This is a genomic window from Parabacteroides sp. FAFU027 (assembly GCF_022808675.1).
Classification (GTDB): domain Bacteria; phylum Bacteroidota; class Bacteroidia; order Bacteroidales; family UBA7332; genus CAXXIC01.
Window position 1 is genome coordinate 178985 of the sequence record NZ_JAKZKV010000004.1, and the last position, 25308, is coordinate 204292.

The following is a 25308-nucleotide window of genomic DNA, read 5'->3' on the forward strand; positions in this document are numbered from 1 at the left end:
CATGAATAGGATTGGCCTTTAGGCCATTCCCGAAATGGATATTAATTACAACCGGCTTTAGCCAAAAGAATTTTATATTATGCCATTCATCAAGGTTTATATTCATTTCGTCTGGTCAACCAAGAACAGACACCCTTATCTGCATACCCCGGATTTACGGAAGAAAATGTGGAAACACATTCTGGACAATGCAAAGCAAAAAGGAATCTATATTGATTTTGTGAATGGTTATGTAGAGCATTGCCACTGTTTGGTATCCCTGGGAGACGACCAAACTATGCGTAAGGTCATGCAGCTCATCAAAGGCGAATCTTCATTTTGGATCAATAAATCGGGATTATTGAATGAGAAATTTGAATGGCAGGATGAATATTTTGCAGTGTCAGTTTCTGAATCTATGCTTGATAAGGTGAGGGATTATATTAAAAATCAGGAGAGCCATCATACCCGTAAAAGCTGGGATGATGAGTATAAAGAGTTGATGGAAAAATATGGTTTCCAGAGATTCAAGGATGAATAATTTTTATTCATGAATAGGATTGGCCTTTAGGCCATTCCAATAGATAAAAAAACAATTGGCTTTAGCCAAATATGGACAATATGGAAATAAAACTAAACGAATTCGAACAATTTATTGATCCTAAAATCGTAAAACGGGGTCTGGTATATTTCAACGATGATAAGATAATCGCATTTGAAGAAGACGGTCCGGACGAATATTTAGCGTTGGTCGATGGCTCTGATAATGAATATGAGGTTTCTTTAAAGACCAAAAGCGGTTTGTTAGTTGATTGGGAGTGCGACTGCCCTTACGACGATGGCCCTGTTTGTAAACATGTGGTCGCATGTCTCTATTATATGAGAGAAAACGATTTGACGATCGAATTGCCGGTTGAGAATCCGAAAGAAACGAAGTCGCAGCCCAAACCCAAAAGTAAGACAGACCAGATAGAAGAGCTGTTGACGAAACTGTCACATGACGAACTAAAAAAGGTAATTTATGAACAATGCCAAAATGACCGTTCGTTCAGGGATATGTTTATAGCCCGGTATAGTGATTTGACAGAGTCTGCATCGAAGGAATTGTACGTGAAACAAATCCGGGAAGTGATGAATTCACATGCGGATAGATCCGGTTTTATAGACTATTACAGCATTAGTGAAGCGACCGGGGAGATTGATCAACTGGAGGGGCTGGCAGAAAAGATGATCAACAAGGGGGAATATCGCATTGCTATGTATATGGCTCAGGCTCTTCTTGAGGAAATGGTGGCAGCATTACAATATGTGGATGATAGCGGTGGTGACGTTGGAGGGTTAATAGAGCAGGCAATGGATTTACTTCATCAGATTATCCGTGAAAACAGGGATGAGCCATTACGAAAAGAGTTGTTCACTTATGCTCTGGATGCATTTGAAAAGAAACTTTTCGATGGCTGGGATTGGCATTTGGGAATGATTAATCTTGCGATTGAGCTGCAAACTACTCAGGAAGAGTATGACCGGATTGATCAGATTTTGCAATCAGTTAAACCCAATGGGGAATCGTGGGATTGGAATTTTGAACAAGCCACAAAGCTCCGTCTGCAATTGTTGAAGAAAAAGGGGATACAGTCAGATGTTGAGGCCTTTATGCAGGCTCATATCAATATGTCTGATTTTCGAACTGAAATTATCAATAACCTGATAGCCGGAAAGGATTACGAAAAGGCGCTCAAGATAGCTGAAGATGGAATCCAATACGACGAAAAAGAAAAACCGGGGTTAGTCACTCAATGGCGGGAGATGCAATTGGAGATTTATGAGAAATGTAAGAACCGGGATAAAATCATTGAGTTGGCCAGGTATCAGTTTCTGAATAAAGGCAGACGTCCCGGAAAGGAATATTTTGCTCTGATGAAAAAGCTGGTCGAAACTTCAGAATGGAACAGTTTTGTGGATAGGCTTATTGTGGATGCGAAAAAGAGAAGATGGATAGAGTTTTATCAGATTTCGGAGGTCTTTATTACGGAAAAACGATGGGAAGAGCTGTTTAATTTCCTGAGTGAAAATATTACATTCTATCATCTGGAGCATGTTGAGAAATATTTATTGCCCCGATATGTCAATGAATTGGCTACATATTACACGACATTGATTCATAATGAATTAAAACATGCGACCAGCCGCGATCATTACAGGCAGATGGCCGGGTATCTCAAACGTGTAGTGAATATGGGTAAACGAGACGTTACAGATGCTGTAATTGATAGCCTGAAAAAACAATATTCGAATCGTAGGGCTATGATTGAAGAATTGAGTAAGGTATAGGGGGAATAGATACTCTGGCTTTATACCCGGTATCGGGCATTCTATATAATACATCCTTGAAATACCCTATTTGGTGCTTGTTTTTATCGTTCATACAATCAGTTAGTTACAAAATAAATCATACCACTTGTACTACAACTTGCATAAAACAAATTTTGAGCCGCTCTAATTTTGCAATGTCGGAATCACGAAGAAAGCGCGTTGCTTTCGGGTACAGAGGACGGCACCAATTATTATGAGTATTGCTCAAAATCCCCTGACCGGCCAGATGAGAAAATCAATGGCTAACTTCAACACTTATGTACACCGCGGACAGAACGTGGTGAGTTCGAAAGCCTTCAACCGGAAGGATGCCAATACGGATGCTCAGCAACTCCAACGGGCATGTTTCAAGCTGACGGCTGATTTTTACCAGTCGATGGGCGGCTTCATTGATGCCGGGTTTCCGGTACGTCCCGAACGGTACTCTCCGTATAACTTTTTTATGTATCTGAACATGCCTAACGCTATTGATACCAGCGGTGATGCACCAGCGCTTATCTACGAAAAACTGCAACTTGCTAAAGGTTCATTAGCGGCGGTAAATGTGATGACAACCTCTCTGGGAGATGCGGGGTTAACACTCGGTTGTGAATCGAATCAGAGTTATCCATATTCGTCAGCCGATGATGTGATAATGGTCTTGGTGAAGGCAAAAAACGGAGCATTGTATGCAAAACGTCAGCCACGCGGGAGTGAAGAGAACTGGACTGTAACGGTTACGTTACCGAAGTTGTTAGCTGCGGATATTGAATGTGTCTTTTTGTTTGCCACAACAGCTGATGGGAAAAAGGCATCCAATACAGTGTATGTGCCACTTATAGGGTAGGGATTTCGGGTTATCGGATCAATGATTACAGGATTATTGAAAAAGCCACAGTGTCTGAATCACTTCGTTTTCAGTTACTGGGGCTTTTCATTTTAATGTTGTTGAAAGAGACTTCGCAGCGCTGCTGTTTCTGCATCCAATAACCTCCTTTAGTTATTTGGTTGGGCTATTGGCATCAATGAATTATAAGGACATGATTCTTTGTTCTGATCTCCATTAATTCTTTTTAATGCCCTGGTTGGCTGTTCTGTAATTGCAATTTGATATAAATTAAAAGTCATATAAAACAGGATTCAAGTAAATCTACTATATTTGTGCAAACCAATTGAATTATAATTATTATGAGAAAACAAATAAGCAAATCTGTCTCTGCAGCATTAATACTTGCATTCGTTGCATTTATGTCATCTTGCAATAATCGCCAGCAGTCATCAGATAAAGTTAATAAAAAAGAAGTAGAGAAGGATGTCAAGGAGGTTGTGTATCCAATGCCAACATCCTTTGAATTAACCGAAATGCTGAACCGTATTGGCGCTGCATATATATTGACCCTTTCAAATTCTGCGGAAAATGTTAATAAGTATCTGACTGAAAGAAGTCAGGCCCTGAACCTGGGTGTTTATGGTGCTGATCTATGCTATGCAAGTACTTATCGCCAGCAGAAGGAAACTATGAGCTATATGAAGGCGTCAAAAGTTCTTGTTGAAGGACTCAACATCAGCTCAGCCATTGATCCTGATATCATTGATAAAATAGAGCAAAGCGGCGACAACAAGGAAAAGCTGGTGAAAATTATTACTGAATCATTCTACAGTACATATAAATATTTGCAGAAAAATGACAGAAGTGGAGTGTCTACAATCATCATGGCCGGTAGCTGGGTTGAGGGATTGTATATAGCAACTCATATTTCTGAAGATACTTACAAAAACGTAGAGATGGTTAAGATCATTCTTGATCAAAAGAAATCACTTGACAAACTATTAGGCCTGATGGCTAAGAATACCAACAATGCGGATGTAAAATCGGCATACGATGACTTGCAGCCATTGAAAAAAATCTACGATTCAATTGATGAAAAAGCAATCACTGAAAAACAGTTGAATTCAATACAAAGTGCTGTAAGTGAATTGCGTAATAAAATAGTAGAGTAATTTCAATACATCCCGGTAAATGGGATTAAAAAAAATAAAAGGGGCTATCTTGCAAAAGAAACAGGCTCCTTTTTTTTGTTATACTGTCACGTCCTGAATTAGCGATACCAAAACTACCTTTATGAGTGAAACACTACTTGAAGCCCTGATGCAATTGTTCGCCCTCCTCTCTGATATTATCAAAGCGGATGATAGAGGCAGGACCCGCTCATTGGTGAATTTCTTTCTTTCAAAATATTACAGCAAAGAATTTGTTGAAGCTTACCTGGAGCGTTATGACTTCTATTTGGATAAATATCAGGGCGCTGTACGTCAGGATAAGAATGAACAAAAAGGAAGTAGCAATAGTGAAAGGTATCTGAAGATTCTGGAGATCAGCAGGCATGTGAATGCCGAAATGGAAGAGGAGCCCAGGGTCATTTTGATCGGATTGCTCCTTAACTTCATGAAAAGTGATGAAGAGGTCGGAGAACAAGCACTTGCTTTTGTAAGTATCCTGGCCCGTGAGCTTCAGATCAATGAGAATGATTACAGAAATATCAATGACTTCATTCTGAAGCGTCCCGAAGAAGTGTCAGACAAAGCTGCACTGTTATTGATTTCCGGGAATAAAGAGTTGCCTCTCGTAGGGATAAAACATATTTACAACCCACCTCAACAGGTCTTGGTTTGGGTATTGCACGTCAGAAGCACCAATTCATTCTTTTTCAGATACAGTGGCCCCCGAAACCTCTATATGAACGGAACCATGATGGAGCAGGATAGGGCTTATCTGTTAAATGCCGGTTCGATCATTAAGACATCGCTGATGCCACCGGTGTATTATGGTACAATAGCTGAAAAGTTTATTCATCGGGAAGATAAAGGCAAGATTATCTATAGGGCTATTGATATCGAATACAAATTCAACGCTACCCAGATTGGTATCCATAAGTTTAGCTTCAGAGGCCGGTCAGGTCAGTTGGTGGCTGTCATGGGGGGAAGCGGAACCGGGAAATCAACATTGCTCAATGTCTTAAACGGAAGTTATAAATTAAGTAATGGATCCATTTCCGTCAATGGATATGATCTGCACGCTGAATCCGGCAAACTACAGGGTGTTATCGGGTTTGTCCCTCAGGATGATATGTTGATTGAGGAGCTGACCGTATTTGAAAACCTCTATTACAATGCCAAATTGTGTTTCAGTCATATCGATCATGATGGTATCGTTAAACTGGTCGAAAAAGCGCTGTCAGACTTTGATCTGGTGGAAGCCCGTGATCTTGTCGTTGGAAACCCGTTAAGGAAAGTCCTGAGCGGTGGTCAACGCAAACGGCTTAATATTGCCCTTGAGTTGATCAGGGAGCCCTCTATATTGTTTGTAGATGAACCCACTTCCGGTTTGTCTTCCATGGATTCGGAAAAAGTCATCGTCCTGCTGAAAAGACAGACCTTAAAAGGCCGTTTGGTAATCATCAATATACATCAGCCTTCATCCGATCTTTACAAGCTAATCGACAAGCTTTTAATCATTGATAAAGGGGGACATATTATATATAACGGCAACCCCATGGATGCCATTGTATATTTTAAAAAACAGGCACACTATGTCAATGCCGAAGAACGCGAGTGTAATGTTTGCGGTAATGTTAAAACAGAGCAACCACTCCGGATAATCGAAGCCCGAATTGTAGGCCCGAATGGAAAACCTGTGCGTAAACGACGGGTGAAACCAGAGGATTGGTACCAGTTATACCTTGAGAATTTCGAGAGGAAATTTGCATGGAAATCAAAAGCATTAAAGCAGAAAAAAGAGAAATTGCCTGCAAACCTTTACAATATACCGGGTAGGTTTAATCAATTCAAGACCTTCATCATGCGCGATACACTGGCGAAGATCAAGGATAAGCAATACCTGTTGATAAATCTGCTTGAAGCTCCTGTATTGGCCGTGATACTTGGCTTTTTTACCAAATTCATTGCAGGAACAGCCTCTGATCCCAATGCCTACGTATTCAGCAAAAATGAAAACCTGCCCGCTTACTTGTTTATGAGTGTGGTGGTGGCATTGTTCCTGGGGTTGAACGTAAGTGCCGAAGAGATAATCAAAGACAGGAAACTGCTAAAAAGGGAGCAATTCCTGAACCTGAGCCGGTTTAGCTATTTAAGCAGTAAGATAGTGATCCTTTTTACTATTTCGGCTATTCAGTCCCTGTTGTTCGTTTTGATCGGAAATTCAATCCTTGAAATTCAGGGTCTTACATTCAGCTACTGGGCCATTTTATTTTCGACCGCCTGCTTTGCCAATATCCTTGGTTTAAATATCAGTAGTGGACTCAATTCTGTGGTGTCGATTTATATCCTGATACCCTTAATCCTGGTACCACAAATCCTGTTCAGCGGGGTTATTGTGAATTTCGACAAGTTGCACCGTTCTTTCTCCTCAGAGCAATATGTACCGGTGATTGGTGATATGATGACTTCACGCTGGGCTTTCGAAGCTCTGTCGGTAAATCAATTTATGAACAACAAATACGAATCAAAACTATATGATCAGGAAAGAGGCATGAGTCAGACTACTTTCATTGCTTCATCCCTTATCCCCGAACTTGAGTCGTTGAACGAAAACTGTAAACAGGAACTGGAGTCAAAAGACGTGTTTTCTCTGAACCATGATGTAAAAGTGATCGGATCAGAGATTGAGAAGATCGAAAGAGAATTCCCGACAATGAAAAGTACATTTAATGTAGGGCTGGACAACTATGATAAAACCACTTACAATGGGCTTAAAACAGCGTTGACGAATGCAAAGCAAATACTGAATGATCAATACAAAGTATATCGCAGCCAGAAAGATGTTGAATTAAATAAACTTGCCGTGAAACTGGGTGGTAACGACGCTCTGTTTCGGTTTAAAGAACAATATTATAATGACGCGTTGTCATCTGTCCTTCTGAAAAAAGACGAGTTTAACGAGATCAGGTACACAGGCGATCGTTTTATACAAAAGCGCGATCCTGTTTACCAGCTACCGTCATCGGATTGGGGCCGGGCGCATTTTTACTCTCCGGTAAAAATATTGTATGGTATTACAATTCCGACCCCTTTGTTCAACGTCTTGTTTATCTGGCTATCCGCTGCTCTGTTTTACATCGCTCTGTATTGCGACTTGCTACGGAAGCTGATTAAATACATAGAAAGGTTCAGGTTACGGAGAATCAACCAACGATTGCAACGAATGTCAGGGCATATATAATGGTGTTCTAAAGTTGAGATCCTTTCTTGGCCAGCTTGTTTGCCTCAAACGCAGAGGGTGAAAAGCCATCCAATACGGTGGATGTGTAACTGGTTGGGTAACGAGGCTGCTGATTATTGACATAATAGAAAAATCCGCAGTGACTGGAATCGTTTGATTCACAGTTACTGCGGATTTTTTTGCTTTAAAACATCAGAAAAGAGTACCCAGAGGTATTTTTCCGGAAAGCTCTTTGACGTTTTTACTTATAGAAATTCTTCTCGAAGGCATTAAACTCATTCCGACCCCGGATAATTCGTTGCCATACAGCTTTCAGGAAGCCGAATCCGTATCCGAAAAGCTGTGTAAATGCCGCCGGAATAGCTAACAGGCCAACGATAAAGCTTTTGTTGGAAATGGTTGCGTCCAGCAAAATCAGCAGGCAATAAAGCGCAATAGGAATCAGGCTGTAAATGCAGAAAATGCTGCAAAGAACCAGGAACAGCGTTCCCACCGTAAAGACAGCCGGCAGAAGGTGGACCGTTTTGAGTGATTCCGGGTATTTTTTGTAAAGGTTGATACGGGCAATCCCGGAGTTATAGACTTGTTTGTAGAATTTGCGCAAATCCACACGGCGTTTGTGAAATACCCACGCTTTGGGGAAAAGGCGTACTTTGCATCCCGCTTTGTAAAGGCGGATACTAAAGTCGATGTCCTCTCCGAATCGCATGTCGGAAAAGCCGTTCAGTTTGTTAAATACGTCAGCCCGGATGCCCATGTTGAAGCTGCGCGGATAGAACTTGTCCAATTGCTTCTTCCCGCCGCGGATACCTCCGGTGGTGAAGAATGAGGTCATGCCGTAGTTGATCGCTTTCTGCATGCGGGTAAATGAATCGTGTGCACGATCCGGACCGCCAAACGCATCGCAGGGATTGTTGCTCAGTTCCATATATACCTCGGTCAGGTAATAGGGCGGAATGATGCAGTCTGAGTCAAGAATAATCAGGTAATCGCCATTGGCATACTCCGCCCCGTAGTTTCGTGAAGCACCGGGTCCGGAATTGGGCTTGATGAAGTAGAAGACCTTCAGCTGTGCTTCGTATCTTTTTACCACATCGCGGCAGGTGAGGCTTGATCCATCTTCCACGACAATTACTTCAAAGTCTTTGAAGGTTTGCTGTGTCAGGCTTTCCAGCAGTTCGTCCACCTCTTGCGGACGATTATATACGGGGATTATGAGCGAGAATTGCATGGCTAAGTGTTTTGCGGGTTATCTGAGATTCAAATATAGCACAAAAAAGAGAGAACCCTTTTACATATAACAAAAAACGGGGACCGAAATCTGATTCCGTTCCCCGTTTATATATGGGATGTGTTGTTCCGAAAGATTATTTCGCGCGCTCTATATAAGAACCGTCGCGGGTGTCGATTTTGATTTTTTCTCCGGTTTCGATGAACAACGGTACACGAACTTCAGCACCTGTTTCCACAGTTGCAGGTTTCAATGTGTTGGTTGCAGTGTCACCTTTCAGGCCTGGTTCAGTGTAAGTTACTTCAAGAACAACCTGAGTAGCCACGTCAGCGTAAAGAACAGTTTCGTTTTCAGCGTGAGCTACCACCTCTACGATTTCGCCTTCTTTCAGGAATTTCACACCGTTGATGATATTTTCATCGATAGTGATTTGCTCGAAAGTTTCGTTGTTCATAAAGTTGTAACCCATATCATCTTTGTAAAGATATTGGTACGGACGACGCTCGATACGAACTTCGTTTACTTTCACACCCGAGTTGAAGGTGTTTTCAATAACACGGCCGGTTTGTACGTTTTTAAGTTTAGTGCGGACGAAAGCGGCGCCTTTTCCAGGTTTCACGTGCAGGAATTCAATGATAAAATAGAGACCATTGTTGTATTCGATACACATGCCGTTTCTGAAATCTGCAGTAGTTGCCATAAAATTCTGTAGTACTAATGAATTAAGTTTCTAATATTTGGCGCAAAAGTAATCGAAAATCGCCGAAAAAGAAAAAAGTTTGCCCCAAAAAACCAACAACACTTTGTAAATAGAAAAAAAGTGGGTATTTTTGCCGACCGAAATTCATTAAGCGAAATAACAATAATAAAATACGGCGATGAAACAAACATTCCAACCTTCAAACAGAAAAAGAAAAAACAAACACGGTTTCCGTACCAGAATGGCTAGCGCTAATGGCCGCAGAGTATTGGCTGCACGTCGTGCAAGAGGCAGAAAAAAACTGACTGTATCTGACGAATACAACGGATAATAAGTCTCTTTAGAGGATATTACATAAGAAAGTAAAGGTTTTCCATAAGGGGAGTCTTTACTTTTTTTGTTTTTGGCAAACAGGGAGTAGTTGAATTAATGCGAATTATTCGGCGGCTAAAGCCTTAGAGCCTGTTTATATTTTACCGAAAAATTCCAATAAAAGAGAGTTGGCTCTTTTCTTTGCTCCTTTTTTAGTCTCTTTTGGCCCTGTTTTTTACTTATCTCCCTTGATTTAGCTCGCTAAATCTGTGGAAGAAAAGCAAAAAATCAACCTCAAAATAGTCCGGAAAAAGTATCGCAATAAAATTTAAACAGGCTCTTAGATTGAGAATTATTATGTAATTTCGCCACGCTTTGCTAAATTATTGCCATTATGGAGGTTAAGAAGAAATCTGCCCACGGTCTGCTTCAAAATATTTATCTGAAAACCATACTGAAAGGAGTTGCGGTATTTGCCCTGTTGATTATCCTGCTGATTATCTGGTTGCGGTTTTATACTCATCACAATGAGTCGATCGTAGTACCTGATTTGAGAGGGTATACGGTGGATGAAGCCGCTGATGTTTTGAAAAACAAGCATTTGCGGTTCGAAGTTATTGACTCGGTTTATATTAAAGGTAAAAAACCGGGCTCTGTCCTGGAGCAAATTCCGGCCGCAGAATCGCATGTGAAAGAAGGACGAATCGTCTTTTTATCAATAAATTCCTCCGTGGCAAAAAAAGTGCCGGTTCCGGATGTGCGTGACCAATCTACCCGCCAGGCTACAGCTACGCTTACGGCTATGGGATTTACGGTAACGAAAGTGGTGGAAGTACCCTCTCAATATAAAGATTTGGTAGTCGATGTATTTTTCAAAGGCGCCAAAGTGTTCCCCGGACAACGATTGCCTATGGGGGCGAGCCTAACCCTGAATGTCGGTGATGGAAATGAACCGATCGATTCCGACTCGACCAAGCAAGAACCGGTCGAAAAAGTGGAAAACAGTGAAGAATCCTGGTTTTAATGCAAGAAGATCTTTTTGAAGATATAGATGAAATAGAGGAAGAATCAGAAGAACAGGTCGATGAGACGGGGATGTATGAACATTTCCGTTTTGTAGCCGATAAAGGTCAGACGATTCTCCGTGTCGACAAGTTTCTCGTCGACCGCATAGAAAATGCTACCCGCAACCGCATCCAGAATGCGGCTGATGCGGGTTATATTTTGGCTAACGGCAAGCCCGTGAAGTCCAATTACAAGGTGAAACCCCTTGATGTGATCACGATCGTGATGGCTACTCCGCGCCGTGAAATCGAGATCATTCCCGAAAATATTCCCTTAGACATAGTTTACGAAGATAATGACCTGATGGTGGTAAATAAACCGCCGGGCCTCGTCGTGCATCCCGGTCACGGAAATTATTCCGGAACGCTGGTGAATGCACTGGCTTACCATTTCAAGGATCATCCGGCCTTTAATGCCGGTGACCCGCGACTGGGATTGGTGCACCGGATTGATAAAGATACCTCGGGCCTGTTGGTGATAGCCAAAACACCGGAAGCTAAATCGCATCTGGGACTGCAGTTTTTCAACAAAACCACCAAGCGTCGTTATGTCGCACTGGTCTGGGGAACTGTGACTAAGGATGATGGTACCGTTACCGGAAATATTGGCCGCAGCTTAAAGGATCGCCAGCAGATGATCGTCTTTCCTGATGGGGATTATGGAAAACATGCCGTTACGCATTATTCGGTGATCGAACGGCTTGGTTATGTCACCTTGGTGGAATGCCGCCTGGAGACCGGGCGCACGCATCAAATCCGTGTGCACATGAAGCATATCGGTCATACGCTATTCAACGACGAACGTTATGGCGGAAATGAAATTCTGAAGGGAACGACATTTGCAAAATACAAACAGTTTGTACAAAACTGTTTTGAGGTTTGTCCGCGACAGGCCCTGCATGCCAAAACGTTGGGATTCATCCATCCCCGTACAGGCGAAGAGATGAATTTCGATTCGGAAGTGCCCGATGATATGCGTTATCTGGTGGAGCGTTGGCGGGTATATACCGCTAACCGGGAAGTGTAATTGAGTTAACCCTTATATATCCTGAAATTATTGAATCTCATTCGGTTCCCTTATTTAACTGAAGGACTTCTATAATAAGACATTAATAAAACTGAGATGAAAAAGAACATTGCCATTGTGGCCGGAGGCGACTCATCGGAATGGGTCGTTTCGATGAAAAGTGCTCAGGGGCTGAGCACCTTTATTGATTCGGAAAAATATAACCTGTATGTCGTGACCATTATCGGTGGCGAGTGGCAGGTGGTTATCAATGAGCAGACAAAATTGCCTGTAGATAAAAATGATTTCAGCTTTACGCAAGATAGCGTGAAAACGAAATTTGACTTTGCCTATATCACCATTCACGGGACTCCGGGTGAAAACGGTATCTTGCAGGGGTATTTCGAACTGGTAGGCGTTCCTTATTCCTGTTGTGGGGTATTGGCTGCTGCCATAACTTTCAACAAATACGTTTGTAACCGCTACCTCAGCGGATACGGCATCCAGGTGGCAAACGCTGTCCACCTGCGCAAAGGAGAGGTATTGGCTACCGAAGCAATCATCGCTGAAGTGGGATTGCCCTGCTTTGTGAAATCAAACGTCGGCGGTTCAAGCTTTGGAGTTTCCAAGGTAAAGGAGGCGGGCGAAATGCAGCAAGCCATCGCCAATGCTTTCGGTGAAGGCGAAGAGGTGATTATCGAATCGTTTATTTCGGGAACGGAAGTGACCTGCGGTTGCTATAAAACGAAAGAAAAAGCTGTCGTATTCCCGATTACTGAAGTGGTCAGCAAAAACGAATTCTTCGACTACGAAGCCAAATACAACGCTTCTATGGCGGAAGAGATTACACCGGCCCGTATTTCAGCTGAACTTACTTCATTGATTCAAAACCGGACATCTCAGATTTACGATATTTTAGGTTGTAAAGGCATTATCCGTGCCGATTATATTATTTCGGAAAACGGAGTTTATTTGCTGGAAGTAAATACGACTCCGGGCATGACTGCGACCAGCTTTATCCCGCAACAGGTGAAAGCTGCCGGATTGGATATCAAGGATGTAATGACTGATATAATCGAAAACGAACTATGAGCCATGATTTTGAAGATATAAGACCTTTTCATGACGAAGAGGTTCCTGCCATTATTGAGGCATTGCTAAAGGAAGAACGTTTTATCCGTGCGGTAAAATATGTTTTGCCTGAAGTGAATATTGAGGATTTGGCCAAACAGTTGAAACAATTCAACAGCAAGGATGAATTCCAGTCGAAGATTTCTTCACCGATGGTGTGGAAGCTGGTGAACCATTCATCGAAAGGGCTGGTTGGCGAAGGTTTCGATAAACTTCTCGAAATGGACAGCTGTACCTTTATCTCCAACCACCGGGATATTATCCTGGATTCTGCCATATTGAGTATCTTGTTGCTGGATAAAGGCTTGCGCGGATGTGAAATTGCGATTGGCGATAACCTGCTGGTATTTCCCTGGATTGAAAACCTGGTTCGCCTGAATAAAAGCTTTATCGTAAAACGCGGGGTTTCAGTCCGTCAGATGATGACCTCATCACAAAAGCTTTCGGCTTACATCCACCATGCTATTACGGTAAAACAAGAGATGGTGTGGATTGCCCAACGAGAAGGTCGTGCGAAAGATGCGAATGACCAGACACAGGAGAGCCTGATTAAAATGCTCAGTATGGGCGGAGACAGTGACTTCCTGTCAAACGTGATAGCGTTGAATATCGTACCGCTTTCCCTCTCATACGAATACGACCCTTGCGATTACCTCAAAGCGAAAGAATTTCAACAAAAACGGGACAATCCTGAATTTAAAAAATGCCAGGCAGATGACCTGCTGAACATGGAAACCGGTATTTTCGGACAAAAAGGACATATCCATTTCCAGTTGGGTGAGCCGATTAACCGTATTCTGGAACAAATTCCAACCGGAAAGTCAAAATCGGAATTGCTTCAGGATGTGGTGACCGCCATTGACGATGAAATTCACGCCAACTACAAGATTTTCTCAGGCAACTATGTGGCTTTGGACTGGTTGGAAGGAACAAATGCTTTTGCCGCCAAATATACGGCTGAAGAAAAGAACGTGTTTGAAGAATACATTGCCGGTCAGATTGATAAGATAGATTTACCCAATAAGGATGTGGAATTTCTCAGAAGTAAATTGTTGGAAATGTATTCCAATCCATTGAAGAATCAACTGGCAGTAATTGAGAAATTGGCAATTGTATGATTTCAATCACCCTCTCGGAATCGATTCGCACAGCTTGTCCCCGGTTTGCGGGAATAGCGATCTCTTGTAATGTTCACAATACAGAAGAGTGTACGCCGCTTTGGGAGGAGATTGAAGCCTTTGAAAATGAGCTGAGTCAGAGCCTGAAAATAGAACAGGTCAACAAAATACCGACGATTGCAGCTACCCGTCAGGCGTATAAAGCACTGGGAAAAGATCCCAATCGTTATCGCCCATCGGCAGAAGCGTTGCACCGGCGGTTGTTACGAGGTTTAGGTCTCTATAAGATAAATACGTTGGTTGACCTGATTAATCTGGTTTCGCTCAGGACCGGTTATTCGATTGGTGGATTTGATGCCGACCGGGTCGTTGGGAATCTGACCTTCGGAGTAGGGGAGGCAGAAGAGATGTTTGAAGGTATTGGCAGAGGATTGCTGAATATCGAAGGACTACCGGTTTACCGGGATGAACTTGGTGGTATCGGGACTCCGACCAGCGACGAAGAGCGGACAAAGATTTCCCCGGGAACCACGAAGCTGCTGATGCTGATAAACGGATTCAGCGGGAAAGAAGGATTAAATGAAGCAGCCGGTTTTGCTGTGGATTTACTTCAGAGGTATGCGTTTGCCGAAAATATACAACTGCTCGAATATTAAACCGGGCCGTTGATAACACAAAGAGCACGAGGATATTAAATCTTCGTGCTCTTTATATTTAAAAGAAACCCGCTTAAGCCTTTGGCGTTTCGTGGCTTATCATCCAGTTGATTCCGAATTTGTCCGTCAATGAGCCGAATAATGCTCCCCAGAATACTTTCTGTAAAGGCATCGTTATTTCTCCTCCTTTAGCCAGTGCATTGAAGATGCGGGTGCACTCGTCGTCATTATCCACGCTGACCGAAAGCGAGAAGTTGTCCCCGATTGTAGCCTCGCCAAACATGCTCGAAGAATCGCACCCCATCAGGCAGGTCTCTTTACTAAAGCGATAGAAGATATGCATGATTTTTTCGCCTTCATCCTCCGGAATATTATGTTCCGAAGGCAAGTCTTTAAACCGTTGCAGGGTTGTGAATTCTCCACCGAAGATTGATTTGTAGAAATTGAAAGCCTCTTCGCAGTTGCCGTTAAAGGTCAGATAAGTGTTTACTGTTGCCATAGTTGTAGATTTAATGAATTGATTTATTTGTTCCTGTACAAAATTCAACGCCTCAGAGTGTGCTTGGTTCAGTTTTAAGGTGGATAAATACAAATGTTTTGTGCGATATGCTGAATTTTGATGTTGAACAGTTTATTTCTAAATTGAAGGTGTCAGGATATTCTTTATCTGCCAGGGCTTTTATAAATCGCTGATTCTTTATTTCTTTACTTTTCTATTTCAAATAATGGATAAATGACCCAGAAAGAACGCTATAAACGTGTGATAGAGTGGTTTGAACAGACTATGCCTGTCGCTGAAACAGAGTTGCACTATGAGAACCCATTTCAGTTACTGATGGCTGTTATTCTTTCAGCCCAATGCACCGACAAACGCGTGAATATGATAACTCCGAAGCTGTTTCAGGATTTTCCTACTCCGGAGGTTATGGCGGCTAGCTCCCCCGAAGTGGTGTTTGAGTATATCCGAAGCGTATCATATCCCAACAGTAAATCGAAATATCTGGTCGGGATGGCAAAAATATTGATGGAAAAATACAATGGTGAGGTTCCCCAATCACCCGAAGAGTTGGTGAAACTTCCGGGAGTGGGACGAAAAACGGCCAATGTAATGCAGGTGGTGGCATTTGACAATCCGGCCATGCCTGTCGATACACACGTTTTCAGGGTATCGAACCGGATCGGCCTGACTAAAAACTCAAAAACGCCATTGGAAACTGAAAAGACCCTGGTTAAGTACTTTCCGAAGAAGTTGCTTCCGATTGCCCATCATTGGCTTATTTTACATGGTAGATATGTCTGCCAGGCGCGTAAACCAAAATGTGAGCAATGCGGACTGACCGGTGTTTGTGATTATTTCAGGAAAACAGTTTCAAAAACAGTCGTTTAATAATGTGAGGAGACTAAGAGCCTGTTTAAATTTTACCGAAACATTATCATAAAGGAGAGAGTCTCCTTTCTTTGCTCCTTTTTTAGTCTCTTTTGGGCGTATTTTCACTTTCCTTTCTTGGTTTAGCCCGCTAAATCTGCGAAAGGAAAGCAAAAAATCTACCTCAAATAGTCCTGAAAAAGTATTGCAATAAAATTTAAACAGGCTCTAACTTTTTTCCAAAGTGCATTGTTTTAGAGAAAACAGATAAACCATGAAGACAGCAACTTTGGATAAATGGAGTCGCCTGGCATTGTATCAGGAGGTTTTGGTGGATGGACGGGTGCAATGCCATCTTTGTCCGCACAATTGTGTGATAGCAGACGGGAAAACCGGAATTTGCCGCACGCGGGAAAATCACGGCGGACATTTATACACCCGGGCTTATGGAAATCCCTGTTCTTTAGCTGTGGATCCGGTAGAGAAAAAACCGCTTTTTCACTTCTATCCGGGGTCGAGAATATTTTCACTGGCAACTGCCGGATGCAATTTCCGTTGTCTTAATTGTCAGAACTGGCAAATTTCACAAGCTTCGCCATCACAACTGGACCATTATGACCTTCCACCTGAAAAACTTGTGGAGGAGGCAATAGGACGTCATACCGAAATGATCGCATTCACCTATACCGAGCCGACGGTTTTCTTCGAATATATGCTTGACACAGCTAAGATAGCCCACCAAAAGGGGCTAAAGACTGTCATGATATCCAACGGTTACATCAATACCTGTCCGATGCAGGAGCTGATTCCTTATCTGGATGCCGCTAATATTGACCTAAAATGTCTGGATGAAGAGGTTTATAGGAAGCTGGATGGCGCCCGTTTACAGCCTGTGCTTGACACCCTGAACCTGTTAAAGGAAAGTGGAGTCTGGTTAGAAATAACCAATCTGTTAATCCCCGGATATACCGATGGTATTGATCAGATAGAGAAGATGTGTAAATGGCTTGTTGAAAATGATTTCACCGATACACCACTTCATTTTAGTCGCTTTTTTCCGAATTACAAATTACATGATCTAGCTCCTACAGAGGAATACAGGTTGATTGAGGCTAAAGCAATCGCAGAACGTACCGGTTTGAAGTTCGTTTATATCGGGAATATGCCTGAGGTGCATGGCGAAAACACTTACTGTCCCTCCTGCCGGAAGTTGCTGGTTGAGCGCCTCGGGTATTTTATTTCCCTGAATAAAATGGAGGCTGGGAAATGCAGTTATTGCAATGAAAAAATAGCAGGCAGATGGTAACCCCTCTGCCTGCTATTTTTTTCGAATCTTCCATTTTCAAATCAGCTTTTCGCCAAAGACGGTAGCGGTAAAGATGTAAATGTTTGCTGATTTCCAACCGTCCCATTCCAATCCCGCTTTGTCACGGGCACAATGGCCAAGGAATTCCTCTTTGCTCCAACCGGTTTCTGTCGCTACCTGTGGAAGAAATACCCCGGAACGGTGTCCTTTTTCAATCAGGATACCGTGTCTGCCCATTTGAATCTCCTTGATATCGTCGATTTTCTTTAAAGGTGAAAGAACGGATATTTCAATATCGATATGAGGTAGTTCATGCGCATTCAAAGGCATAAACCGGTAATCGTGAAAGGCGGAGGAGATGGCCATATCCCGAATCGTTTCATGTAGAGGACTGTTGCTAATTAATTTGCCAATACATCCGCGCAGTTGACCTTTTTCATGCAGGGTGACGAATGCCCCGCAATATTCTTTCAGGGAAGGCGAAAGATCGCTCTCTTGTTCAGTCTCCGGATTCTTTCCTTTCAGATGCTCTTCAATTGTTTTTCTGGCGATCTTCAATAATGTCGTTTTCTCCGATTCGGATAACTTAAACTCTGACTTTTCTGTTTTCTTATCCGTAACAACCATCGCACAATAACCGACTACCTGGCTTTTTTCTCCATAATACTTCGCGTCTCCTGAATTGGTATAATTGATTGACTTTAGTTCTAAAGCATCATTGTGGGTCGTCATGTCGAGCAAAGTCAATACTGATGTCCACCCGCAAAGCGAAGTTGCCAGGTTGGGAATATGCTTGCGGCTATTGTCCCTGAGGGTTGCCATTAGAATATCCGGATCGTTGCAGAGTATTGCTTTCTGAGTCAATTCATCCACCTTCATGGCATCTGAATAGGCGGGGTAGTGAGAAAAGTCAGTGCTGATTACAAACAGATTGTTGGGGTTGAAGTAGGGCTTAAGTATTGCAGCAATGCGTTTACAGGTCTCTGGATTGGAGGTGCCGATGATAATGGGAACAATCCGGTAGCAGGTTTTCATCACGTGATGCAGGAATGGAAGCTGTACTTCGATACTGTGTTCATTAACGTGGGCTGTTGGGTCATTAGTGAAAACAGCCGGAAAACGTTCGGTCAGCATTTCTCCGAAAATGGTATCTACAATCTCTTTTCCATAAGGCATTACGAAATCACCTTCGCAATAGACGGATGCCCCGTCAAAACTGACATGGTGAGAAGATGCTAACAGAAAAATCCGTTTATAGGTTACTTCTCCGTCTATCTGATTAAATGCTGATGCCGCCGTTTTTCCTGAAAAGACATATCCTGCGTGAGGACTGATAATGGCTCTTACGTGCTCACATTCTTTAGCTGACGCTTCTTCAAAAAGATTGTCGAGCATTTTTCCTAAGTCCGAGGGATCTGCCGGATAGAATTTTCCGGCTACAGCAGGTTGTCGGTCTATATTCTTCTTTATGCTTTTCATCACTCTTTCATTTTTTTCTGATTCGGAAATCAGTAGTTGGACGTTTAGGTTATGGATTGACCGGATTGAATGTCTTTTTTTTGACCGGATTATTTATGTAAATGGTATCATGTACCATTATTGTCTTTGGCTTATTTTCTGCCTTTTCTACCCGTTCCTTTAATCTTTTAATTTCTGCCTCAAGTTGTAATGTTTCCCGGTAGCTTTGTTCGCTTAGTAGTTCTTCCGGGACGTATGCTGTATATCTTCTTTTGCCGATCTTGATATTAAAGCCTGCAGTTGCCATGGACAAAACTCCATTTTCCCCGGGAAATCCGGTTGTGTTTTGTTGAAACTCAAAATTCAGGTTCGTAAATCGGCTCATCCTGAATGAGAGGATAGCACCGGCATGAAGCGTTGTTTTCGATGTGGCTACCTGCCCCTGATATTTTAGCGTTTGTAAATAGCCTGGACCGTAAAACAGGGAAAACTCAAATGGTCTCCATTCGTAATAGCCCCCGATAATTGTCGATAGATTCAGCAGCATATCCAGATTGGCTGTTCCATACCTTACTACATGAGTTTTTGAATTAGCCTCTCCTCCGTTTGTATTAAGTCGAATGCCCCATTCGGGTGACAGCATTTTTCCAACAGACAGAGTTGCACCCGGGTATATAATTTGTCCGTTAGCCGGAAAATGGGGACTGAAAAAAGTTTGTTCTCCACCACCGAACGATAAAAACCAGTTAGCCTTGCGACCTTCGCTGTGAAATCTGACTTTCCCATATTTTGCCTTTAACGGGGTACTGTCAAATTGAGCCGACATTGATAAATTCACCAAAAGAAACAGCGTTACTATTCCGATATTTTTTCTGACCACCATTGTCTTGTCTGGTTAGTGTTGAACCTTATTTTATAACAATCTGTAGAAAAGGAAGTTTTAGGAAAATGTGTCATCTCATATTCATCTGTTCGTTTTGAAACTGTAATATGCTTTTGGTTGCTTTGTATAACCAAATTGTGAAGAATATGATTACACAAAAATTCTATCCCACCATCGTATTGTCTGATATTCACCTGGGGACCGAGCACTCAAAGACGACCGAGTTAACCAACTTCCTTCGAACGGTGAATTGCAATACCCTAATTCTGAACGGTGATATCATCGACGGTTGGAATCTTCAAAAAAGCGGCAAAGGCAAATGGAAACATGAACATACCGAATTCTTCAAAGTCATCATGAAAATGATGGAGAAGCACAATACCCAAATTATCTATATACGTGGAAATCATGATGACTTTATAGACCTGCTGGCTCCTTTTTCATTTGCCAATCTGTCAATTGTCAAAGACTATGTACACGAAAGCAACGGTAAACGCTATTACGTGGTACACGGAGATGTTTTTGACTCTGTGACCTCTAAGATGCGCTGGCTGGCAAAAATCGGAGATGTTGGATATACTTTTCTATTATGGGGGAATCGCATATACAATAAATACAGAGCCAAGCGCGGCCTGCCCTATTTCTCTTTATCTCAATCGGTCAAACAAATGGTCAAATCTGCCGTTTCTTACATTTCCGATTATGAGAAGGAGTTGGTTTCTTTGGCCAAATCCCGTCATTTTGATGGTATCATCTGCGGGCATATCCACAAACCGGCCAATGAAATGATTGACGGCATTCACTATCTGAATTCCGGAGACTGGGTGGAATCTATGTCGGCGTTGTTGGAAAATGAAGACGGAACCTGGGAAGTTTATCTGGAAAGTCAGGAGGCTCAGGAGTATGATATTAAACGTATTCCGTTGAATGTGGCAGCAGTTATTTAATTCTAAAAGCTAAAGATATGAGATATTTATTCGTGGTGCAGGGAGAAGGCCGCGGGCACTTTACGCAGGCTATCAGCCTGAAGAATATGCTTGAACGAAACGGCTATGAGGTTGTCGCGGTAATGGTTGGATGCAGTAAGAACCGAGAGGTACCTGAATTCTTTCGTAAAAAGATATCACAGGAGGTAATCAGTTTTCAGAGCCCAAACTTTGCTCCGTCACAGAATCCCCGATGCTCATCCATATTGCTCAGTGTATTGTATAATCTACTGATGCTTCCGGTTTTCATTCAAAGCATATTGAGCATACGTCGCACGATAAAGGAAGAACAGCCTGATGTGGTAGTTAATTTCTACGAACTAATGTGCGGACTGACTTATGGTATATTCAGTCCGGAAGCTCCGATGGTAAACATAGCGCACCAATACTACCTGATGACCGACCGTTTTGAATATACCGGAGAGAATACGTTGCGATTCCGGTTGCTCAATTTCTATTCCTGGTGTACCTCGTTACGGACAAGCAAGATATTGGCTCTTTCTTTCCGGGAAGAAAAGCAGCCAGAGGATGGTAAGCTAGCTTTTGTGCCACCGCTTCTGCGTGATGAGGTGCTTCAGTCCGTACCTAAAAGAGGAAACCATATTTTAGGATATGTCCTGAATGCAGCCTTTGCAGATGAACTGGAAGTCTGGAGCGCTTCGAATCTTGGGTATCCGTTGCATTTTTTCTGGGATAAAAAGGATGCAGCTCCGGTTGAGATGCTAACGCCGATGCTGGCCATGCACAGGCTCGATGACCGGATGTTTCTTCATTATATGGCAAGCTGCAAGGCGTATGCTACTACCGGAGGATTTGAATCGGTATGTGAGGCGATGTATTTACAAAAACCGGTACTGATGGTTCCGGTGCATATCGAGCAGGAATGTAACGTGATTGATGCGATGCGTTCCGGTGCAGGAGTGACAGCAGATGTTTTTGACCTGAATAAACTGGTGGATTCAATACCTGTTTACACGCAAACCCCAGCTTTTCGTCAGTGGGTAATGAAAGCGGAGAAAATAATACTGCATGAGTTGACCGGGTTCGAATATCGTTTGGTAAGAGAGTGGGTAATGGCTTAATGCGAATTTTTATACTAAGAATGAGCGGCAACAAGAAATAAGGGTCTTGTTGCCGCTTTTTTGATTATATTCTATTTTGGATAAATGTTTTGTAAATGGTCTGTGTGGTGTCAAAATGATATTTATAGTTGATGTGTGGTTGAAAAATGATATATTTATGCTCTTTGATGTGTTAAATGGTACAATTTGGTAGAAAGTGGTATTTCTTGAACTTTCATAGTGAAAGAATGTGCTTTGTGATTGTGATAAAATGAAAGATATACGTGTTGATAAATATCAAAATGAAAGATAATGAAAATATTTGAGATAAATGTCATATAAAATGGCGGTTTTGATTTCAAAATGTCTAATTTTGCATTATACAAATAACAAAACGACAACGATTGGCCAGTTGATGTGTGAAATGGATATTTGTGGATAGGTTTTGGTTTAAAGGTAAAGAAGATTGACAAAGGTTTATTGGATAAGTATCAGCGGATACGGTCAGGGAAACTGCTAAAGATGATACGGCGACGTAATGACAGGTAGATGGCAGGGTACTTATTGCAGACAGACAAGTCTCAAAAATTCCGGGGGGAAGCCGGCTCAGCAAAATCAGGTATTATATTTTATGTTTAATCAATAATGTGTTTAGTTATGAAAAAGATCATCTTAGCAATCGCTATTTTAATTAGCGGACTCGTGAGTGCAAGTGCACAAGACAAACCTACCATGACTGTAGGTGGGGATTTGGTAAGTACGTATGTTTGGCGTGGTGTTTATCAAACAGGCGCGGCTTTACAGCCAACTTTGTCTGTTGGGTACAAAGGTTTATCAATCGGTGCCTGGGGAAGTACTGAGATTGCAACAATGGGTGCAAAAGAATTTGACCTTAGTGCTTTCTACACAAAAGGAGCTTTGAAACTGGGGGTAACTGATTATTGGTGGAGTGGTCAGAATCATCACTATTTTAGTAAAGAATCATCAGATGGAAAAAGCGGTCATTACCTAGAAGGAACAGTTGGTGTTGCTGGCCCTAAATTCTCTCTAACCTGGAATACAATGTTCGCTGGAGAAAGAGATTTGAACAATAAGGGAGATCAGGCATATTCTACCTATATTGAGGCTGGTTACAATTTCAGTGTAGGCGAAACTGCTATGGCTGCTGCTGTTGGTGTTACTCCATGGGAAGGTGGTTATTCAGGTCTTAGTGAAAGCGGAGCTTTAAAAACAGGTGCTCAGGTTACTAACATTTCTCTGAAAGCAACAAAAACAGTAAAATTGAGTGACTCCTATTCTATCCCGGTATATGTACAAGGTATTCTTGCTCCTGCAGCAGATCAATCTTACCTGGTATTCGGCGTTACATTCTAATAAAATATTCATGATTCATAGCCGGTAAAAAGAGAGGATAAGTGATTGGATTCGAATTTTCACTATATTTAGACCCTCTTCTTACCGGTTATAACCCAAAAACATACGATTATGAAAAAGATTGAAGCTATTATTCGCAAAAATAAATTTGAAGAAGTACGCAAAGCTCTGCACGAAGCAGATATTGACTTCCTTTCCTGGTGGGATGTGAAAGGCCAGGGTACTGCTAAACAAGGTTTGATTTTCAGAGGTGTGGCGTATGACGTGAATACCATTGATCGTCTTCAGATCTCATTTGTCGTACGTGACGTAAATGTTGAGAAATCAATCAATGCCATCCTGAAATCGGCTTATACCGGTGAAAGTGGTGACGGACGTATTTTCGTTACAGCTATCGAACAGTCTATTCGAATCCGTACCGGCGATCATGGTGACGAGTCATTGTACAACAAGTAATTCAAGAAGAGTAAAATATTTATCTAATTAGATTATATCATGGTAAGAAGATTCACTAAATATATCGCTTTGCCTTCTGCATTATTGGCAGCGATCCCTGCGCTTTGTATGGCGCAAACAGCAGACTCTACAGCTGTAGATTCTATGAAAATGGCCGTTGCACCAGTTGCAGCAGCTGTTAAACCAATGGTTGATGCAGGTGATACTGCATGGATGATCGTGGCTACAGCTTTTGTATTGTTGATGACTATCCCCGGATTGGCTTTGTTCTACGGAGGTCTTGTACGTCGCAAAAACGTGTTGAACGTATTGATGCAATGTTTCATCCTGACAGCTGTAATCAGTCTGGAATGGGTAGCATTCGGTTATAGCAATGCGTTTGGAACGTCTTCAATTCCTGCTTTGAAACCATTCTTTGGCGGATTTGACTGGTCATTCCTGCGCGGAATTAAAATTACTGATTTGAGTCCGTATTTTATTTCTCACTCACAACCAACTGGTAATATAGTTAACGGAGCACCTGAGATGATCGGTACTATTCCTCACATTATTTTCATCCTGTTCCAATGTATGTTTGCCGTAATCACTCCGGCGTTGATCATTGGTGCATTTGCTGAGCGTGTGAAATTCAAAGGATTCCTTGTTTTCTCTATCCTGTGGGCTGTTATTGTTTACAATCCTGTTGCACACTGGGTATGGTCAGGTGACGGCTGGTTGTTCAAAATGGGTGCTCTTGACTTCGCCGGTGGTACGGTAGTACACATCAACGCGGGTGTTGCAGCATTGATAATGGCTATTTTAGTTGGCAAACGTAAAAACTACCAGGGCGTTCCTACAACTCCTCACAACATTCCGATGGTAGCAATCGGTGCCGGTTTGCTGTGGTTCGGATGGTTCGGATTCAACGCAGGTAGCGGTCTGGCTGCTGACAGCCTTGCCGGTAGCGCATTCCTTGCTACTCACATTGCAACTGCTGCTGCTGCTTTGGGTTGGACCTTGCTTGAGTGGATCTTTAACAAAAAACCGACCATCGTGGGTGTTTGTACAGGTGCTGTAGCCGGTTTGGTTGCTATCACTCCTGCAGCCGGTTTCGTAGATGTAGTTGGTGCAATGATTATCGGATTCTTAGTAGCTGCTATCTGTTTCTTCATGGTTGCGGTAGTAAAAGCGAAACTGGGATACGACGATTCACTTGACGCATTCGGTGTACACGGTATCGGTGGTATCTTCGGTGCAATCATCACCGGTGTATTGGCTAACCCTGCTATCCAATCTGCTTACAGCGGTGCAGCATTCGGTAACGGTCACCAATTGGTAGTTCAGTTAATTGCAACTGGTTCTACTATCCTTTACACCGCAGTATGTACATTTATTCTCTTCAAAGTTACTGATGCTATCGTAGGTGTTCGTGCTACAGAATCTGAAGAACTTCAGGGTCTTGATATTACCCAACACAACGAGTTGGCTTATACTGAAGAAGAGTAATACAATATCACAGGTTGAATGCAAAATCCAAAGAAATTAGATATAAACAATTTGTGTTTTTTTGATGCAATACCTGTTATTAGTTTTGTTGAATGAGAAGGCGCTTAACCGTGAGGTTGGGCGCTTTTGCTTTTTGGGGAAATAG

The 25308-nt window shown here is 42.3% G+C and carries 23 protein-coding genes; 18 read left to right on the top strand and 5 right to left on the bottom strand.

Features of this window, described 5'->3' with window-relative positions; translation table 11 throughout:
- Nucleotides 1-79 precede the first annotated feature (79 nt).
- The 5 genes from tnpA (at nt 80) to MLE17_RS08145 (ending at nt 7570) form a co-directional block, all read left to right on the top strand.
- A complete protein-coding gene (tnpA, locus tag MLE17_RS08125) occupies nt 80-520 on the top strand; it encodes an IS200/IS605 family transposase (RefSeq protein WP_243348257.1) in 441 nt (146 codons plus the stop codon).
- 80 nt (nt 521-600) lie between these two features.
- Nucleotides 601-2310: an SWIM zinc finger domain-containing protein gene (locus MLE17_RS08130; RefSeq protein WP_243348258.1), complete on the top strand. Its 1710-nt coding sequence runs from the start codon at nt 601-603 to the stop codon at nt 2308-2310.
- Between the two features lie 268 nt (nt 2311-2578).
- On the top strand, nt 2579-3178 hold the full coding sequence (locus MLE17_RS08135; RefSeq protein ID WP_243348259.1) for a DUF6266 family protein: 600 nt from the start codon (nt 2579-2581) through the stop codon (nt 3176-3178).
- 341 nt (nt 3179-3519) lie between these two features.
- A complete protein-coding gene (locus tag MLE17_RS08140) occupies nt 3520-4332 on the top strand; it encodes a hypothetical protein (protein ID WP_243348260.1) in 813 nt (270 codons plus the stop codon).
- A gap of 121 nt (nt 4333-4453) precedes the next feature.
- The gene (locus tag MLE17_RS08145; protein ID WP_243348261.1) at nt 4454-7570 is read left to right on the top strand and encodes an ATP-binding cassette domain-containing protein; all 3117 of its coding nucleotides are present in this window, start codon (nt 4454-4456) and stop codon (nt 7568-7570) included.
- A gap of 241 nt (nt 7571-7811) precedes the next feature.
- Here MLE17_RS08145 and MLE17_RS08150 read toward each other — a convergent pair whose 3' ends face one another.
- Both MLE17_RS08150 and efp read right to left on the bottom strand, forming a co-directional pair.
- Nucleotides 7812-8801, bottom strand: coding sequence for a glycosyltransferase (locus MLE17_RS08150; protein ID WP_243348263.1), 990 nt, complete (start codon nt 8799-8801; stop codon nt 7812-7814).
- Between the two features lie 136 nt (nt 8802-8937).
- A complete protein-coding gene (efp, locus tag MLE17_RS08155) occupies nt 8938-9501 on the bottom strand; it encodes an elongation factor P (protein ID WP_243348264.1) in 564 nt (187 codons plus the stop codon).
- 178 nt (nt 9502-9679) lie between these two features.
- Here efp and rpmH point away from each other — a divergent pair, with 178 nt between their 5' ends.
- From rpmH to MLE17_RS08185, 6 genes are all read left to right on the top strand, one after another.
- Complete coding sequence (gene rpmH / locus MLE17_RS08160; protein WP_243348265.1) at nt 9680-9832, top strand: 50S ribosomal protein L34; 153 nt, start codon at nt 9680-9682, stop codon at nt 9830-9832.
- A 375-nt stretch (nt 9833-10207) separates the two neighbouring features.
- A complete protein-coding gene (locus MLE17_RS08165; protein WP_243348267.1) occupies nt 10208-10837 on the top strand; it encodes a PASTA domain-containing protein in 630 nt (209 codons plus the stop codon).
- On the top strand, nt 10837-11904 hold the full coding sequence (locus tag MLE17_RS08170; protein WP_243348268.1) for an RluA family pseudouridine synthase: 1068 nt from the start codon (nt 10837-10839) through the stop codon (nt 11902-11904). The genes MLE17_RS08165 and MLE17_RS08170 overlap by 1 nt, the downstream gene beginning before the upstream one ends.
- Before the next feature lie 96 nt (nt 11905-12000).
- Nucleotides 12001-12975: a D-alanine--D-alanine ligase gene (locus MLE17_RS08175; RefSeq protein ID WP_243348271.1), complete on the top strand. Its 975-nt coding sequence runs from the start codon at nt 12001-12003 to the stop codon at nt 12973-12975.
- Nucleotides 12972-14132, top strand: a complete 1161-nt coding sequence (locus MLE17_RS08180) for a 1-acyl-sn-glycerol-3-phosphate acyltransferase (RefSeq protein ID WP_243348272.1) — start codon at nt 12972-12974, stop codon at nt 14130-14132. Before MLE17_RS08175 ends, MLE17_RS08180 begins: the two co-directional genes overlap by 4 nt.
- The gene (locus tag MLE17_RS08185) at nt 14129-14788 is read left to right on the top strand and encodes a B3/4 domain-containing protein (RefSeq protein WP_243348273.1); all 660 of its coding nucleotides are present in this window, start codon (nt 14129-14131) and stop codon (nt 14786-14788) included. Before MLE17_RS08180 ends, MLE17_RS08185 begins: the two co-directional genes overlap by 4 nt.
- A 73-nt stretch (nt 14789-14861) precedes the next feature.
- On the opposite strand, the gene MLE17_RS08190 is transcribed toward MLE17_RS08185, so the two are convergent.
- The gene (locus MLE17_RS08190) at nt 14862-15287 is read right to left on the bottom strand and encodes a VOC family protein (protein ID WP_243348274.1); all 426 of its coding nucleotides are present in this window, start codon (nt 15285-15287) and stop codon (nt 14862-14864) included.
- A 234-nt stretch (nt 15288-15521) separates the two neighbouring features.
- Here MLE17_RS08190 and nth point away from each other — a divergent pair, with 234 nt between their 5' ends.
- Together nth and amrS are read left to right on the top strand one after the other, a co-directional pair.
- A complete protein-coding gene (nth, locus tag MLE17_RS08195) occupies nt 15522-16175 on the top strand; it encodes an endonuclease III (protein WP_243348277.1) in 654 nt (217 codons plus the stop codon).
- Nucleotides 16176-16428: 253 nt separating this feature from the next.
- Nucleotides 16429-17460 (top strand): AmmeMemoRadiSam system radical SAM enzyme, encoded by a 1032-nt coding sequence (amrS, locus tag MLE17_RS08200; protein ID WP_243348278.1) that lies wholly within the window; start codon nt 16429-16431, stop codon nt 17458-17460.
- 36 nt (nt 17461-17496) lie between these two features.
- On the opposite strand, the gene amrB is transcribed toward amrS, so the two are convergent.
- Both amrB and MLE17_RS08210 read right to left on the bottom strand, forming a co-directional pair.
- On the bottom strand, nt 17497-18939 hold the full coding sequence (gene amrB / locus MLE17_RS08205; RefSeq protein ID WP_243348279.1) for an AmmeMemoRadiSam system protein B: 1443 nt from the start codon (nt 18937-18939) through the stop codon (nt 17497-17499).
- Between the two features lie 49 nt (nt 18940-18988).
- On the bottom strand, nt 18989-19801 hold the full coding sequence (locus MLE17_RS08210) for a hypothetical protein (protein WP_243348282.1): 813 nt from the start codon (nt 19799-19801) through the stop codon (nt 18989-18991).
- A gap of 146 nt (nt 19802-19947) precedes the next feature.
- On the opposite strand from MLE17_RS08210, the gene MLE17_RS08215 reads away from it, so the two are divergent.
- The 5 genes from MLE17_RS08215 to MLE17_RS08235 all read left to right on the top strand — a co-directional run bounded on the left by MLE17_RS08215 (nt 19948) and on the right by MLE17_RS08235 (nt 25163).
- Nucleotides 19948-20748, top strand: coding sequence for a UDP-2,3-diacylglucosamine diphosphatase (locus MLE17_RS08215; protein WP_243348284.1), 801 nt, complete (start codon nt 19948-19950; stop codon nt 20746-20748).
- A 17-nt stretch (nt 20749-20765) separates the two neighbouring features.
- Nucleotides 20766-21869, top strand: coding sequence for a glycosyltransferase family protein (locus MLE17_RS08220; protein WP_243348286.1), 1104 nt, complete (start codon nt 20766-20768; stop codon nt 21867-21869).
- Nucleotides 21870-22505: 636 nt separating this feature from the next.
- Nucleotides 22506-23222, top strand: coding sequence for a hypothetical protein (locus tag MLE17_RS08225; protein WP_243348287.1), 717 nt, complete (start codon nt 22506-22508; stop codon nt 23220-23222).
- Between the two features lie 111 nt (nt 23223-23333).
- Nucleotides 23334-23678: a P-II family nitrogen regulator gene (locus MLE17_RS08230; RefSeq protein ID WP_243348288.1), complete on the top strand. Its 345-nt coding sequence runs from the start codon at nt 23334-23336 to the stop codon at nt 23676-23678.
- Between the two features lie 39 nt (nt 23679-23717).
- Nucleotides 23718-25163 (top strand): ammonium transporter, encoded by a 1446-nt coding sequence (locus MLE17_RS08235; protein ID WP_410795609.1) that lies wholly within the window; start codon nt 23718-23720, stop codon nt 25161-25163.
- Nucleotides 25164-25308: the final 145 nt, after the last annotated feature.